General features: G+C 43.5%; 11 protein-coding genes and 1 tRNA gene. 3 read left to right on the top strand and 9 right to left on the bottom strand.

The window, feature by feature from the left end:
* The first annotated feature begins 133 nt into the window (after positions 1-133).
* The 3 genes from CWM66_RS20290 (at position 134) to CWM66_RS20280 (ending at position 2,036) form a co-directional block, all read left to right on the top strand.
* A tRNA-Leu gene (locus CWM66_RS20290) sits at positions 134-218 on the top strand.
* A gap of 186 nt (positions 219-404) precedes the next feature.
* A complete protein-coding gene (locus CWM66_RS20285) occupies positions 405-1,658 on the top strand; it encodes an integrase arm-type DNA-binding domain-containing protein (RefSeq protein ID WP_107147167.1) in 1,254 nt (417 codons plus the stop codon).
* Positions 1,659-1,730: 72 nt separating this feature from the next.
* The gene (locus CWM66_RS20280; RefSeq protein WP_233218411.1) at positions 1,731-2,036 is read left to right on the top strand and encodes a hypothetical protein; all 306 of its coding nucleotides are present in this window, start codon (positions 1,731-1,733) and stop codon (positions 2,034-2,036) included.
* 205 nt (positions 2,037-2,241) lie between these two features.
* On the opposite strand, the gene CWM66_RS20275 is transcribed toward CWM66_RS20280, so the two are convergent.
* The 9 genes from CWM66_RS20275 to CWM66_RS20235 form a co-directional block, all read right to left on the bottom strand.
* The gene (locus tag CWM66_RS20275) at positions 2,242-2,955 is read right to left on the bottom strand and encodes a hypothetical protein (RefSeq protein ID WP_107147166.1); all 714 of its coding nucleotides are present in this window, start codon (positions 2,953-2,955) and stop codon (positions 2,242-2,244) included.
* On the bottom strand, positions 2,952-3,668 hold the full coding sequence (locus CWM66_RS20270; protein ID WP_107147165.1) for a hypothetical protein: 717 nt from the start codon (positions 3,666-3,668) through the stop codon (positions 2,952-2,954). Before CWM66_RS20270 ends, CWM66_RS20275 begins: the two co-directional genes overlap by 4 nt.
* A 6-nt stretch (positions 3,669-3,674) precedes the next feature.
* Complete coding sequence (pglZ, locus tag CWM66_RS20265; RefSeq protein WP_158262955.1) at positions 3,675-5,639, bottom strand: BREX-3 system phosphatase PglZ; 1,965 nt, start codon at positions 5,637-5,639, stop codon at positions 3,675-3,677.
* A gap of 2 nt (positions 5,640-5,641) precedes the next feature.
* Positions 5,642-8,440 (bottom strand): DEAD/DEAH box helicase, encoded by a 2,799-nt coding sequence (locus CWM66_RS20260; protein WP_107147163.1) that lies wholly within the window; start codon positions 8,438-8,440, stop codon positions 5,642-5,644.
* Between the two features lie 6 nt (positions 8,441-8,446).
* Positions 8,447-11,275: a DNA methyltransferase gene (locus CWM66_RS20255; protein WP_107147162.1), complete on the bottom strand. Its 2,829-nt coding sequence runs from the start codon at positions 11,273-11,275 to the stop codon at positions 8,447-8,449.
* A gap of 48 nt (positions 11,276-11,323) precedes the next feature.
* The gene (locus tag CWM66_RS20250) at positions 11,324-15,049 is read right to left on the bottom strand and encodes a DUF6079 family protein (RefSeq protein WP_107147161.1); all 3,726 of its coding nucleotides are present in this window, start codon (positions 15,047-15,049) and stop codon (positions 11,324-11,326) included.
* Positions 15,046-15,564, bottom strand: coding sequence for a BREX-3 system P-loop-containing protein BrxF (gene brxF / locus CWM66_RS29560; RefSeq protein ID WP_107147160.1), 519 nt, complete (start codon positions 15,562-15,564; stop codon positions 15,046-15,048). The genes CWM66_RS20250 and brxF overlap by 4 nt, the downstream gene beginning before the upstream one ends.
* A gap of 268 nt (positions 15,565-15,832) precedes the next feature.
* The gene (locus CWM66_RS20240; RefSeq protein WP_369878926.1) at positions 15,833-16,279 is read right to left on the bottom strand and encodes a putative zinc ribbon protein; all 447 of its coding nucleotides are present in this window, start codon (positions 16,277-16,279) and stop codon (positions 15,833-15,835) included.
* A gap of 254 nt (positions 16,280-16,533) precedes the next feature.
* Positions 16,534-16,752 carry an AlpA family transcriptional regulator gene (locus CWM66_RS20235; RefSeq protein ID WP_107147257.1) on the bottom strand — a complete coding sequence of 73 codons (219 nt, stop codon included), beginning with the start codon at positions 16,750-16,752 and terminating at the stop codon, positions 16,534-16,536.
* Between the last annotated feature and the right edge of the window lie 12 nt (positions 16,753-16,764).

The raw sequence follows: 16,764 nt of genomic DNA, 5'->3' as shown, positions 1-16,764 counted from the left end.
GACAGGAAAAGGGAGTACCAGCAGCTTGACGCAGCGCTGGTTTTTTCATCACTTAGCAACTGAACGCGAGATCGTGGCTTGCATAGCCGCGAACGGCAGGTATAATCCCACACGTTTCCGCATCCCCTTCAGTGCCGAAGTGGCGAAATCGGTAGACGCAGTTGATTCAAAATCAACCGTAGAAATACGTGCCGGTTCGAGTCCGGCCTTCGGCACCAAAAGCATGTAAATGGACCTCAACTGAGGTCTTTTTTTATGTCTAAAATCCAGTATTTATCTACCTTTCCCGCTATATTAACTCTCTCAAGGTCAACCGACATCAACGTACATCTACCAACACATGTTGGTACAGATGATGGTATTTCCGGTTCGATAATGCTTGTACCAACAGGGAGGGGATAAGCATGGCGTTAACAGATATCAAAGTCAGAACAGCCAAGCCAACGGATAAGCAATACAAGCTGACTGATGGCAGTGGTATGCATCTTCTTGTCCACCCTAATGGTTCTAAGTACTGGCGTTTGCAGTACCGTTTTGACGGCAAGCAAAAGATGCTGGCTCTGGGGGTTTATCCTGAAATCACACTGGCGGATGCCAGAGCACGTCGTGATGAAGCGCGTAAACTGCTAGCGAATGGCGTCGATCCGGGAGACAAAAAGAAAAATGATAAGGTTGAACAGAGTAAAGCACGAACCTTCAAAGAGGTGGCGATCGAGTGGCATGGCACCAATAAAAAGTGGTCTGAAGATCACGCCCATCGTGTGCTAAAAAGCCTGGAAGATAATCTCTTCGCAGCGATTGGTGAACGTAATATTACTGAGTTAAAAACTCGCGATTTATTAGCACCAATTAAGGCCGTGGAGATGTCTGGACGTCTTGAGGTTGCAGCCCGCCTCCAACAGCGTGCCACAGCTATCATGCGTTACGCAGTGCAGAGCGGGCTAATTGATTATAACCCCGCGCAGGAGATGGCAGGGGCGATTGCTTCTGGTAATAGGCAACATCGTCCAGCACTGGAGTTAAAGCGAATCCCAGAGTTACTACAGAAAATCGATGGCTATACTGGCAGACCACTCACCCGTTGGGCAACGGAGCTCACTCTGCTTATCTTTATTCGTTCCAGTGAGCTGCGTTTTGCTCGCTGGGCGGAGATCGATTTTGAAGCATCAATGTGGACGATCCCGCCTGAACGAGAACCTATTCCCGGCGTGAAACATTCTCACCGGGGATCAAAAATGCGCACCCACCATCTGGTGCCGCTTTCAAAGCAGGCGCTGGCGATCCTGAAACAGATAAAACAGTTCTGTGGCGAACATGAGCTGATTTTTATTGGCGATCATGATCCGCGTAAGCCAATGAGTGAGAACACAGTAAACAGTGCGCTACGTGTGATGGGCTATGACACGAAAGTTGAGGTTTGCGGTCACGGTTTCCGTACTATGGCCTGTAGTTCGTTAATTGAGTCGGGGCTATGGTCGAAGGATGCGGTGGAGCGCCAAATGAGTCATATGGAACGTAATTCGGTAAGGGCCGCGTATATCCATAAAGCAGAATTTATCGACGAACGTAAGCTGATGCTGCAATGGTGGGCTGATTTTCTGGATGCCAATAGGGAGAAGGCGGTGAGTCCATTTGATTTTGCTAAAATAACTAAGTAAATGTGTCCGGGTAATATTTTCAACCCAGATATATTCATTTGGAAAAGAATAATCTATTTTTTGTGAGATATAATGATGAAGCTTCTAAATACCTACGAAAATAAATATGAAGCCGAGGAGGCCTTGGCTAAAATATCAGGAGAGAAAAGATTAGCGAGCGAGCGCGATAGCACTGTCGTTATTTACAATCTCTTTGGTATTCCATCATGGGGGAATTTTTATAAACTAGGTATGTTTAATCTTGCTGAGTTGCAAAATATGCTGGAATTACGTAAGACGGGCCAATCTATTGATATGGAAAAGCATGATGAATATATCAAAACGCTTAACTATGCTGCTCGTGCCTTTGATTTAGCCATTCCAAGGCATTGGTTGTAAAAAAACGGTTATCCGGTCGTGCTATTTTCATTCGTTATGGTTGGCATGGTTTATTTTTAATTAAATTTTGTAAGGGTGTGTTTATTAAAAATACGTTTCGTTAAAAAAATAATAAGCTATTTTGTTTGGGTGTCACAGGCTTGATTAGTATCTTAAAATATATCAATCAAGCGTGTGGTCAATGCGATGTTAAAGTTTAACTTTTTTATTTTTGTAGGAAAATAATGGCATCATTAGCTTGGTGATGAACATCTAGTCGTACATTAGACGATAATCTGTTTTCATTAAAGTTTATGTCGAAGGGGAACCAGGCTGGGTCATTAATAATAGCAGACATGCTTTTGCTTGAGTTTCCTTTAGCCCTCACTGATACTTCAGTCAGCCAAGCGATAACGTTATCGTGCTTAATCACAATTGATTTTCGCAACTGGTATGTGCCTGATTTAGGGTTGGATAATAATTCGAAATTTATTAAGGTTCGAACAACAAATTGCATACAGCGCTTGATAGTTGAAGTATCCCCATAGCTTTCAGTAATGCGTTGTTCTAATTGATTGTAAATGAACAAACCTTCATGCTTGGTCATTTTACCAATTTGTACTATGATATTATAAAAGAAGGGGTATTTAACAAGTATCATTCCCCAATGAATAGCTATATTTATTTCGCTGTGTTCAATGAGCAATTTACAAGCGTCGGAATGAAATGCTTTGGGTACCGATTTCGATTCTGAATCCCAAATGCCAAAAAGAAGATTTCTAGTTTTATCTTGCGCTACTTTGCTGTCAAAACTAGGGGCAAGTAAACTATCAATTTTATTTTTTAATGCTTGCCCGTGAATCCCATTCGCCGACCAGGATGCGGTTTGAACAAGCCAATCCATCTCTAAATGCCGATTGAATCCAATAATGGGTTTCATGAGTAAAGATTCCTTTTGAAAACGACTATTGAGTTTCCTTGCTGCAAGTATTCAAATGTTGATACATCAAGTGTATTCAAGTTGATATCAATTTGAAATGGGAAGAATACTTGATCAGCTAATACTTCATCAAGACTAATGCTAACTTTATTCAATGAAATCATAGCAGCGGTGGTTAACCAATTTGCGATAGGACTGCTAACTTTTTCTTGAATTGGAACGATCGAATATGATGTTAGTTTATTACTTCTATCTATCACCCCTAACTCGATCATAGTCCTTAAAACAGCACTTAGTGCTCTACTGGTTGCTTGTGTCTCGCCATATAACATACTCATTCGGCGAAATACTTGAGAAAAGGTAAATGCGTCATTTAGCCTAGCTTGTCGGCCGATAAAACGAGCAACCTCAGCAAAGAAAGGTTTTTTTGCGATTAACATTCCCCAGTGAATAGGTAATGAAAATGCATCAATCTCTTGATGTAATTGAATGCCTGTCTCAAAAAAAACATCTTTATTTTTTGGTCGCATCCAAATTGAGGTTAATAAATTTCGAGCTTTGCGCCGATTTTCTTTAGTCGCTATATACGTACCAAGGAATACTTCCAGGTTTTTATTTAATTGCACACTATCTGCTTCGCTAGCAACCCAGCGGAGCGTTTGTTCAAGCCATTCTTTCTCGATATGGCGGCAGAAACCTGGAGTTTTAATCATAACTAACTACTTTTTGTTAACAATAATGAAAGGCACTATTGCCTCATGGAGGCTGATTCCACCATGCCCTACAACGACATCTCCTTTACTTTTAAAGGCTTTATCAGAGCAGGCTAGCAAAGGGTATGTCCCTTTTGGCAGGCCCATCTCAGGACCGGGCCATACTATCACAGAATCTTGATAGTTTGCAGCAGAGCTGTCTCGCAAACTGGGGTCATTATAAATTCGTACTCGTTCTCCCCGAGTCTCCGCTTTTACCCCTTCATTGATATATCCCATACCGATAGCCTCTTGGTTACCATGGTCTGAAGTAATTATAACTTCAAACCCATTCTCCAGCAGGTCTGAAATTTTATCTTTGAATTTCCATTCGGCCAGCCAGCTATCAACCAATACATTTAGTCCAGCCATTCCCATTTTCATGCCGTGCATCTGTTCATCGATAAAATTTATGACTAAACCGGCAATTTTAACTGGTAGTGACCCAACTAGTGATTGCCATTCATCGACTGAATAGCTCTCAATTTTCCTTGCATACTTAATTTCTCGTTTGTTTAAGCCTTTATCCATCCAATAATTAAGCCATAGTTGTTCTTCTTTATTTGTAGTCAGTAAGGATTCACCAAACAAAAATGGACGTTTCCCTGAGAACAAGGTTTGCCGTGAAATTGACGTTATCGTCGGCACCCAAGCAAAACAAGAATGCTCTTCTATTGAAATATTTTCGCATATTTGCAATTGCTTACGTAATAATGGCCATTGGCGAGCCCCCATACCATCTAAAACAAGCAAACAAATTTTATTACCAGAATCTATCCTGCGTGATATCCAGTCAGGAACTTTATGCAACATACATGGATAGCGAACAGTTGGTATGGTTTGTATTTTTGCATAGTTGATTAGCAACCAATTTTGAAATAACTCATCAACATTCGTGTTTATATTTTTAATATCATTAAACAAACATTCAACTGCCGGCAACTGTTTGTTTTGATAAAAAAGGGCATTCATAATACCAAGAGAACGTGACTGCTCAAGCCAGAAATCCGCACTAATACTTTCTTCTGAGTATTGGTTGAATAATTTTTTGGCATTATTAAGTAGGTGTAGTATTCGTTCTTTTTCTGTTATTTGAGGTTCTTTAAGTACAGCAAATGTAGCCCAGTGTTCAGGTGGTAAGTTTTTTATCCCCACTGGCTTTATAATACCTTCAGCAAACAAATTATCAATAAAAACGCGGATGTCACTATCAGCAAAAGGAACAATTAATTGAGTATTAGGCTGAGATGCGATAGAAATAGAGTTATTTTCTTCATCTTGCAAATACATTTCCCATTGTTTTTGAAGGAAATCAAAAAAATAAGCTTTATTGGAAATCAGTTGATTGAAATCCCATAAACTAAAACTCGGCACTAAACTCAGTAGATGAATAAGCCTCTTTTCAATTTGAACAGGCATTTCAATGCCAATATAATGCTTCCTAATCAATAACCTAACAATGTCTGTACTGGATTGGATTATCTCAGGTGCAATTCTGTATATATGCCGCAATAAGAAATCTAGACTGGATTGTGGGCTAAGCCTACCCGGAGTAAATGATTTCAGCGCATCCATGACTGACTGATATAACGCAGCTGGTAGTAATCGTAGTATATCAGAATCAATATCTTGGAAGAATTCGGATAGATGAAAATTAATCTCTTTTGACTTAAGTTGGATATCATGAGGTATAAAAATATCACGATCCACGGCCAGCCGAATCAGGAAAGATATTTTATTCTCACCACTGCGCCATGTCTCATACGCTAGACGTAATGCTAATGAGTCATCATCATCAAAAATGAACGCATTCTTTTCTTGAAGTGAGGTTGCTATTACAGGCTCGTATAGTAGTCCATCTGGATCGTTTATGATGTAAACAAAAGCTCCATCCAAATTTACTTTATGAATAACGTCATCCTGCCAGGTCATATTCATCCTTTAATTTCAATAATGGTGTGTAAAACCATCTCAGGAATAACCCTGCGTTTTTTATCTATATCCTGGAGCCACAGGGTATATTCGCTACTTAATTGACGCAAGCGAAATTGGCGAACCTCTGGTAATCCAACTCGTGCTACTGCTTTTTTTCTTGCATTAAATGAGTATTCACCTTTTTCAAACTGGTGATCTAAATCGGTATGATGGGCTGTCAACATGTTTTCGAAGAGAGCTTTACCTTCCTCTTGTGCCACCTTATGCATAAGGGCATAGATCGACTGATGTAAAGAAGACTCGACTGCTAAGTCTTGAGGTAAAATCTCAAATTCTTTACTACAGACAGCATCCCAGATTCTTTGGGATGCTGTTGCGTAATATTGACCGTTGGGCTTGATATAGACTGGCATATATTGGCAGCGTCGCTCATGGCCAGCCATAATACGAATACTCCATAATGACCAATAACCATTCGCTCCAGCTGGTAGAGACTTAACAACAACACTGGAGATTGGCTGTGCTTCACTCCAGACAGGTAATTGACTACATAGCCCTTTTATCTTGGGATTTTCGAGCGTTAGATGCGTGAAACTTGGTTGTTGCTGGGCGGTTTTTCCAATAAAGGTTATTCCACTCCATGTTGCACCATCTGGCCAAGTTAGGGTATGGCTGCCATCGATTTCGTCAGTAAAATCAGCTGTATGCTGCATACTACGTTGCCAGCGCAAGTAACTAGCGACCATGCTCTGTACCCAATAGGGTAGTGGGTGGTTCAAGGCTTGGCGATAGTCCTCAGCAGATAAGGGATCTCCACCACCAAACAGTGCATCCTGTTGCCGCTTGTCCACTGCGCCGTCTCTTAAGGTGGCCAGGGCTTTAGCTAACTCCTGATCCATTAAAGCAGGATCCGTGATAGATGTGATAAACAACTCATCAAACAGATGATTAGCAGCAGAGGAATCCAATACATCGCTGGTCTTATCAACGCCAAACTCGTCAAGGATAATCTGTAACTTCGCTTCGAGCACTTCGCGAACTCTGTGCTCAATAGTATTTTCAAGCACAAAGTTTAGTGCGCGAACGATATGCTGTTGGCCGATGCGATCGACGCGGCCAATACGTTGTTCCATGCGCATCGGATTCCAGGGCATATCGTAATTAACAATCACATGGCAGAATTGAAGGTTTAGACCTTCTCCGCCTGCATCTGTTGAAATCAGAATGCGAGTATCACTGGCGAAGGCAGCTTGTACCTTTTTACGCTCTGACAGATCCATTGAGCCGTTGAGACTAATGACACTGATGCCTCGTTCAATAAAGAATTGTGCCAACATTTCTTGGGTGGGCACAAACTCTGTAAACACCAGCATCTTGAGGTATGGATCTCCTTCTTCTTGCTGCAGGCGGTAGAGCCAATCAAGCAAGGCTTCGGCTTTGGCATCATTTTCGGCACTTACACATTGCTCCGCTAACGCTAGCAAACGGCGCACTTCGTTTTTTTCATTTTCCAACGATGTTTGGCACTGAGCTAATAATTCGTCCAGCTGGGTTTGACCATCCAGATCCGCCCACTCGTCGGCAAACGCCAAAGGTAATTCTTCTTCTACCCGCTTATTTTCTAGTACTTTTAGCCGACGGGCGAGGGTTCGTGAGATGGCCGCACTACTAGAACTCACCAAACGCTGCATTAGTATCATCAAAAAGCCAATAGCATTTTGTTGTTTGGCTTGCGCTTGGTTGTAGCCTTCTTTGATGTACTCAGTCACCTCTTCATAGAGGTGACGCTGTAATCCATGCTGGGCTTGCCAGGCAACGGCAACCATTTCTGTTTGCCGAGGACAAAACAGTGGCTTACCTTCGCCATCGATGACGATCCGTTTTTCAGTACGCACCACAAATTGCTGGACCCGCTCTTGTGAGACCGAGCCTACATCTGGAAAGGCTTCGGCATCGAGCAGTGCCATCAAACGGTGAAAAGCATCACTTTTGCCTTGATGTGGTGTCGCGGATAATAACAATAAATAGGGAGCTGCTTCGGCCAGACCTTGGCCTAGCTTGTAACGGGCGACCTGGTCGGTGCTACCGCCGAGACGATGGGCTTCATCAATGATGATAAGGTCCCAACCCGAAGCCAGCAGGTCATCAAAACGAAGCTTGTTGTACTCATTAAGTTGTTTGAGTGACCATCCTTTGCGGCTTTCAATGGGCTTGATACTGTCGACAGGGCAGACAACTTGATCATAACGTGACCATATATTGTCATGTTCATTCTGTGGTTTTTGTTCACCGGGCAGCATCAATTGGAATGGCTCGTTAAAGTGGATCTGCATTTCACTTACCCACTGACTAACCAACCCCTTAGGTGCACAAACTAGAATTCGCTTTGCCAGTCCGCGCAACTTCAATTCACGCATGACCAGTCCAGCCTCGATGGTTTTGCCCAGACCTACTTCATCAGCAAACAGATAGCGTACCTGTTTATTGCTCATTGCCTTGGTTAGCGCTTTCAACTGATGCGGCAAAGGAATGACATTCGATTCTATTGGTGCCAGTAGGGTATCTTCCTGTTGGACGTTGGCAATTTTGGCTGCGGTAGACAAGTAGCATAACGAATCAGTCGTCACAATAGGCCGTACTGGTTGATTGCAGAGATCTGTGCCCAACAACTTCAGTACAACATCTTGTTGCTGTAACCAGACGCGATAAAACTGCAGGTCCCAGAGGCCAGCAGCTTCAATCACTTTGACATATTGCTGATGGGTCTGACTCCAGGCCCAGTCACCTACCTGCCACATTGTTTATCACCACTCGTCATTGGTATCGGCTTGGCTCAAGGTAACAGCTTGATCGTAATACATCAGCAGTACTGGATCTTCTTCCAATACACTACTTGGCAGTTTATCGGCTACGGCAATCAAAGCAGGATACTCCTGTCGCTCCCACAAGTTCTTAAAGCCAGCCCGTACCGCTTCGATGCGGAAAACTTTAAGTTTTTTCTTGGTGGTTTTGTACTCTTCAAACTCTTTAAGTAGTGATTTTTCACGTATTTTTTCTAGATCTCCTGCCTTATTTGGGTCTGGTACATACCAGCGATCCTTAGCCTTGGTGACTAAAACTGGGTTATCTTTGGATAGATTACGTAGTTCCTTCCAGTTACTAGAAAGATAACTGTGGATCTGGTCTGGTACATCATCCTGGCAGTCATAACAGAGGAAGTTTTGGCTTAGTAACTCACGTAGATCCAACATCATTTCGTTTTTGTTCCAACCACCAAGCTGTTGCATAAATTGCGGATTAATGTCTGAGAAGGTTAGTGGTTTTTCTTTTAGCAATTGACGGAGCCACTGTATCGCTGATGCTTCGTCGGTAACAAACATAGATAATTGTTTTACTTCGCCTATAGACATCTTCTTTCGATCGTACTCAGCAACTTGCTCTGGAAGAAAGTACATCCCATCACGCTGTATAAACCATTGTGCTAAACCTAGCTGGAACTCTAGGCTGGAAACCGGTATGAGATAACCTTTCCGAACATAATAAGCAACCATCTGATCAAATAGAATACGTGGATCACGTTCTGGGATAAACTGCAGCAAACCATTCTGCTGTTTGGTCACCGGTAGGTATTTTAAGTGTGTGCGGACAAAATCCCACACTCCCTCCTCAGTCTGCGCCTCTTCAAGGAATCGTTCCTCGAATCCACCATTTGGTTTATAAGCAGAAATGACAAGGTCTTGCTTAACTGCTGTAGGAGTTGTATAAGCCTTAAAGCTTCCTTGTTTTTTATCGAGAGCTGAAACATTCGCAACAACAAATCCAGCTTCAGTTATAGCTGTCTGAATATTATTCCAGACTGAAGCTCTAGTGTTAGAAAACTCAACAGTTATCCAGCGACCAGGTTTTAGTATTCGATAGGCCTCTGAAAAAGCCCTTGTCATTAATTCACGATATTCGGGTAGTCCTTTACCTTGTACGGAGTTTTCGATCGCTTCTTGATTTATATTAGTTGTGAGTCCTAACCAAGGTTCCCAAAGTGTATTGAGTTCGGAATAATTAATATTTGCGCCAAATGGGGGGTCGATAAAGATATAATCTAAGGAGTTATCTAATATTGAAGACTTAGATGTAGTGCTTTTTGTTTCAATTATGCAATTGGAACGATCAGCTTCGAAGGCATACTTTAAAGAGCGGATCCTAGATGTCAAACTATGAAAAACAGAAACCTCTGGGTTAGTGCTTGAAACGTATAGAGTTCCTTTTGTTCCAGCATTGATAAAACCACCACCGCCATGGAAAAAATATGAAAAGGCGATGCTTGCCATTTTAGAAAGAGCTCGTTGGCTGGCTGTGAATAAAAATGGGAAGCGGGGACCTGCTTTTACTAAACGTTCCCAGCAAGCAGATAGTATCCAAAGATTGCGTTTTGTATAAAATTGATGCGCATGATCGAAACCATGTGAAGCTTTCGGTTGTTTCGTATTGAAACCATTCGGCAATTCATAAATCGGTATCCAATACGGTATTACACTCGACTCAATTTTATCTATTAAAGCAAAATCTAAAGTGTCTGGTTTTTTTTGGTATTTCTTACCGTCAATGGTGTAGTTAATTAATACAGGAACTTGTTTTGCTTGTTTTACTGTTTTTTTTAGAAGGTCATCAAATTTATTAACCCACACTCTTGCCATATTTCTTTTATTTAGTTTTGCTGAGCAATTGGGACAGGGGAATTCGTCTAGTACTTTACCTTCATCTTGGTCTAATGAACTTTCCCAATAAATAACTTCCTCAGTACATTCTGAACACATAAAAACATCGGACCAAATCGTGTAGTTGATTTTGCCCTTAGTTTTTCCATCAGTATGGAGGGTTTCATACATCCAACCGCATTCTTTTTCTACATCTTTCAGAATACGTTTGGCGTGCTTCTCAAAAGCAAGGACATCAACAGGTGTATTATAATTGTTCGCAATGAAAGTTGCTGCAGGTGACAAATCACTTAATATCGCTTTACGAAACCCTAGTTTAGAGAAAGTTTTCCAAACTATTTTACCATTATCATCTTCTTCTTCCCGCAAAATAGTACCATCAGGCATTACTTGATAGCCTAACGATAGGACTGCTTCACGATCTCCACACATTTGAGCTGCGACACCAGTCATTCCTGTACCACAGAAACCGTCAAATACTGTATCACCCGGCTGAGTATAGTGGAGGATATAACGCATAATAGCTTTATGCGGTACCTTGGTATGGTAGGAGTGCGCGTTATAAATAGGATCATTTTTCCCTTCACTAACATCGGCAGCAAAGGGTTCTCTATGATAGTGATAATCAGAGGGCTGTTCTGACTTCTGTAGCCCCCATTCTGCGATAAAATCAGCAATCCAAGGATTAGGGCATACAGTATAATACGGAGGGTTGCTTAAGTTTAAAATATCCTTATCGCTACCGACTGGAAAGCCTTCTATTTTACGAAATTCTGGATCTTTTAGCTTTTCAGCCAGCAAAGCCAGAAAATATTCGCGGCGTTCTTGGTCGTTAGCGAAGGTTTTTCCTAGGCAGATCACCGGACCTGCTGCCTGCATTTGTTGGGAGTTATCACTTCTAAATAGACTATCTTGTTGCATGGTAATTCCTGTGGCTGGTGAGGTATAAGCCACACCAGCGAGTATTAATTAATCGATGATAATACGGATTTTATTCAGGTCTTTACCCTGACAGAGCTTGGTAAGTAGCCGGTTAAAGCGATCCGTCATTTCATCGCGACTCTGAGGCATGCCTTGACCGAGGGCACTTACGAGTTCGGCTGAGCTGATTCTCACCTCTTCCAACCCTGCCAGCACCAAGTTTACTGCCTGTACAAAGGTGAAATCCATTGGTTCGGGTAACTGACCTTGCTTAATAAAATCACGAATTAACTGCGCTTGAACCGGTTTGAGTAGTTCAAGGTTAATAAACGGGTCATCTAGTAGGTTGTTCAGGTTACTGAGCCAATCGCCCTGCAAGCTATCGAGCCGCTGTTCCAGATTCTTTAATTGTTCGCTGGCCGGTGCCTTGCCGCTCTCTTGGCGAGCATCGAATTCTGCCGGATTGGCATTCATCGCCAGCTGTTTGGGATCGATTGGCTTGGCCGATTGCAATTGCGCAGCGTCTTTGCGCCAATCAGCAAGTTGCTGGGTAGGGAGCAAGGCGATTCCGCTCAAGATATCCAACTCTGCTAGGCGCTCGTCACTTAGCAGCTTGGCTTTGGTTTTTTCTTCGCTGCTATCGAGACGCACCCGCATATAGAGCTCAATATAGTGCTTGGCATACTCAGTTTTCAACGCAGTCAAAGTGTTGATCTGCGCTGATTTAAAGCCTTCATCACCACGTAATACCGGATCAGCCAACCCTTGTCTTAGCGCATCTCGCGCCAGTTTCACTTGTTCTTGCCAAGCGAGCTGTTCAGGTAGTACCAGTTGAGCCTCTTTGAGGTAGGCGCATAATGGGGCCAACTCGCTTACAACTGCTTTGAGCTGCACAAAGTTGTGCCATGCATTCAGTATCTGTTGGAAAGCAGCGATTTCTGCGGCGGTCGCCTTAAGGTTTTTCAGCTTACCCGGTTTATCGTAGCGTTGAATGGTTTCCAAAAAATTCTTCAGCTCGGACAGCTGCGTCGACAGCGTCTGTTCCTCACCCTCTTCCAGAACCGATTGTCCCCACAGTGGTAAGCGATCTTTGACACTCTGATGCCCCTTGACTAGCTCGTTAATCAGCACCTCGGTACGCTTTAACATTTCGCGTACTATGCTCTCATCACCTTGCTGGATCGAGGTAGCTAAACCGTCATTCATGTCCAATAGAGTGAGCAGAGATTTTAATGCTGTGACATTAAAATCCTTGGGCGCTTGGATATGTTTAAAGTCTTTCAGTACATCAAATGCAATGGATTTGAATTTGACGGCATCGCTGGCAGTCAGGGTATGGCCGACCACTACTAATTCAAGCTCGCCGCTATAAACCAAACAGGCGATCAAGACTAGCAGCCATTCCGGCTCTAGTCGGAAGCTTTCTGGTTTAAAATAGAGTCGGGAATTGATTGCCTCCAGCAGTTCTGCCTGATTGACTACCTGGCCTTGTGGCTTGCTTTTCAAAACAGCTAAAACAGCTTGGGCATAGCGTGATTGTAGCGGGGAAATTTTATCGCCATCCAGTAATTCAAGTGCGTCAAGGACAGCATTAGCTCGCTTGGTCGTAGCGCCACCGGAGACAACACTTAACGCATCTTTGGCTGCGCTTTCTATATTGTCATAAGTGATCCACTGACTAAAAGTAGGATACTCGGGTGCTAATGAAACAAAGTGATTAGCCAAGATATGACTGGCAACGGATTCAAAAATATCCTTGAGGCTGCCAATTTGGCTATCGCCGAGCCCAGAAATGTTGCGGACAGAGGTACCTTTGAGCCAGTCCATCATCGGCTTGCTTTGCCCTTTGTATTGGGCAATGTAAGCATCTTTGAAATGACTCTTTAGCCAAGTCTGCATCTCTCTCAGATAACCATCCGCCTTAAGTTTGTAGACATTCTTGGCGTTACCTGTAGCAGAAGCATGCAAATCGATAGCGGCTGCATAGTAGTTCAGGCTGCGATCAAAATCTCCGTCAGCATTTTGCAGTATAAACAATACTTCATCGCTGCGGATGTACTCTTTTTTCTGTTTTGGCGGGTTGTATGGCTGTATAAAATACATGTAATAGTCGAGCGGCGGCTTGGCTGTTTCTCGCTCATTAGGCGAGCCTAAGAACATCCAACCTGGACGATTAACATTGCGATCCAACCATTTCAGTTCGTGCCGCCACATCTGAATATTTGGTTGCTGCATATCAGTTTCTTCAAGAATCTGCAGCATAGCTTCACGATAGGCACCGTTACGACTATCATCCGTAAGTAAGGGAATCTTGTTTTCGATATAAGCATCAAAATCCTCAGTCTTTTTCAAATCCAAAAAGAACTGATCGTTTGCCTTGTTCTTTGAAAAGAACTGGCCATTGACTGTTTTCCGAATCTTAGTCAGTACAGCAACGATCTGAGTTTCTAGATTTTTACTCTTTTCTCCGGGCAGTTGCTCAATACCAGGCAGATAGAGGCAGAGTGAATCACGCAGCTCGGCAGCAGTTGCTCCCATTTCGTTATAAACATCACCAACAGTCAAACGATGGATTGCCAAACCGGCTACAAGGCGTTTGGCAAAGTCAATTTCAGTTGCAGTTGGATAGGCTTGGTCAATACGAGTAAACAGGGTTTCACCAACATCAATGACCTGACCTACATCAGGGTTAGTCTTGGCGCTGGGATCGCTTCTGAGTTCATCCCAGTAGGTGTCATAAGAAAATACGCCGGGCTTATCAAGGGGGACTTGTTGCTCCATTAAAGCCTGCATCTGCCGCGAGAGGCTACGCAATACCTGTCGTTGTTCGATGCCTGCACCATGAACTCGCTCGAAAGTATTGATGTAGTCAGGATGAACAGGGAACATCCGAACAAATTCGTCGAGTCGTTCATTCATGCGATCAAAACAAGACGTGAATTGTTGTAGATATTCACGGATCCAGTGCAATTGCTGGGCATCTTTTTTGAGCAGACGTTCAGCGACCACATATTTGATATCGTCACGAGTGATCAGTACCTGCTCTGCGCGATCTCGGATACGTTTGACTTCCTGCGTCGCAAAAGCGAGCTGAGTACTGTCGAAAATGGCTTCCTGAACACCACAAATAAATCGGAAGCGTGTGCCATCAATCACCTCTCCCATGACGCGCATCATCGCCATATCCAACGGTAGTTGTTGTTGGTTACGAGAGCGCAGGTAGTCGAGAATTTCATCACAAATCAAAAGCAAACCTTGATCTGGATAGCGTTGATGAAATAGCGCCATCATTTCTTCAAAGTAGGGTTTGTGATTGGATGAAATTTTATCCATTGATGGGAATTGATAATCAATCCCCATTTCCGCCAAGCTGGAGGTCAGGTTATCTGTGACGATATCAGCAAAGGCTTTTTTGCTAGCCCCAACCTCAAAACGAATGACTTTAAATTTTCCGGCAATTTTGCCAGCAGCGTGGCGAACTTTGTCGTTTGTAATAAATTGTGCAAGTTCTGGAAACTCTGCAACTGCCGAGATCACTGACATCAGGTGTGATTTACCTGAACCGTAGTTACCGACAACCCAGAGGGATTTGTTATCAACAGATTCTTCAAACTGCAGCTGTGGAATTATAATGTCCGCTAGCTTAAGCGACATCTTTTCTGAAATAACATAAGATGCCACCAACTGCTGAGCTTTGTGCTGCTCAGCTGATTCTTTGAGTTTGATGATCGTTGTAACGGGCTCAAACTGAATGAGTTCTCCGTACTTTTTCATTTATATTCCCTCTGCTCGACAAAGTGAATGATGGGCAGATTTGCCAGCTCACTCGCTGTGTAAGATTGATAGTCGGCCCTTCCCGGAACTGAAAAGGTTAAAAATTGTTCTGTAATCTGCCCAGGCCAGATAGCGATGATAGGCTTGATACGCGCTAGCTCTTGTAGCTGGCGTAAAGGATCTAATTCCAAAGATGGTTCAAATAGAGCTTGTATCCTGTCAATCCACACTACTCCAGTCGCTATGCAATCTAGCATTTGAGTGAGGGTATCTGGTGACTTACGGGATCGATCAACACGTGATAGCGGTAGCAGGTGTTCACATAGCTGTTGAGATAGCTCGAGCAACGTTATCTCTTCTGACAGCTGAGAAGGCTCTATGGCTTGTTCAGTTGAGTTGACGATTAGCACTAGCGAGCTAGCTTGGTCACACAATCTCAAAAGGGCTGAGTCGGTTTCCTTAAGCAGATCGTAAGTCGAAGATACGATTGTAGTATGGATGTTTTGACCAATCATTTGTCTGGCTTAATGACGTGAACTTATGGGCATATTCTAACGAGTTAGCAACTGCTTGTCTCATTCGTGAAAACATCAAAACAAGTCAGGCATTTAATCCGATAGCCACTAGCGATTACATTCATGACAAAATCCATTGACTACGTCAGGTGATGACCAGTACGCAGTACTAGAGGCAGATGCTGGGTTTACAGACCGATACGGCGTTATTTGCATTTTACACCCAGCCCGCTGAGGTGATTGGCATCTCCCCAACAAGCAGGCCAATTCAAGTGTAATTATTCTGCCAGCAGGCTTCCTCAATGCTGTAAATACCGGTCCCACAGGTAGTGCAGATTTTTTCCCCATTATAATGGTCGCCGCACCAGACGCAGTACCAGTCCAAAGACATCATCGGAACATTCAACATGTTGACAAGACTGTGTAATATTCTGCTGCGCTCCTCCGCTTTCACTGCCGGGTCAACATGCGCACAGTTCATTAGCGTACTGGCAGCTACTGTCGCTTGGTCATGTTCGAACCAGGGTGAGTCAGCATGTGTGCCGGTATGTAAGATGAGTCGGCAGCCACAGGATACGCAGCCCCATACCTGTCCTGGCATGTTCTCCGCTTCACTGGTTGTCACAAAATGCCCACGGTGGTCGATGGCGAGGTAGCATTTCAACATACGAATTCCGGCGTTCTGTTCCTCACTGGTAACGGTCTTAAAATTCATCGGACTGACTCCTTACCGCCATACGACATGCAGGCAGGTACCGTCCCGGAACGAGATGGCTGTCTGTGTGGCGAAAGGCGGGTTACAGGTTGATTATGGATGACTGGAACTAGTGGTTCAGGGGGGGCTGCTGCAAATGGGGCTGGGTTTCGCGTCACAGTAACGCCGCTTATCGTGTTCCCACTGCTAGCGGAGTGGTATGCAGCTAGCCGCTTTACGGGAATGACATTTCCCGGTGGCCGAGGTTTGCATATTCAGGTTCCCCGCGAGTCTGCAATACGCTGTTGCATCCAGCTTTCTACTTCGCTTTTATACCAACGGGAACTCCGTCCCAGTTTGATGGGTTTCGGGAATTCGCCATCCTGAATAAGCTTGTAGAACCACTTGTCGGTCATACCGGTGTATGTGGTGATGTATACCATGTCGATAAGTGGGTCTTCTGCGCAAAGAATGGGGTTAATGGCTGTGGTCATGGAATCTCTCCC

The sequence above is a fragment of the Kosakonia sp. H7A genome, assembly GCF_003028445.1.
Classification (GTDB): Bacteria; Pseudomonadota; Gammaproteobacteria; order Enterobacterales; family Enterobacteriaceae; genus Kosakonia; species Kosakonia radicincitans.
This window is presented reverse-complemented; position numbering and strand designations above follow the sequence as displayed.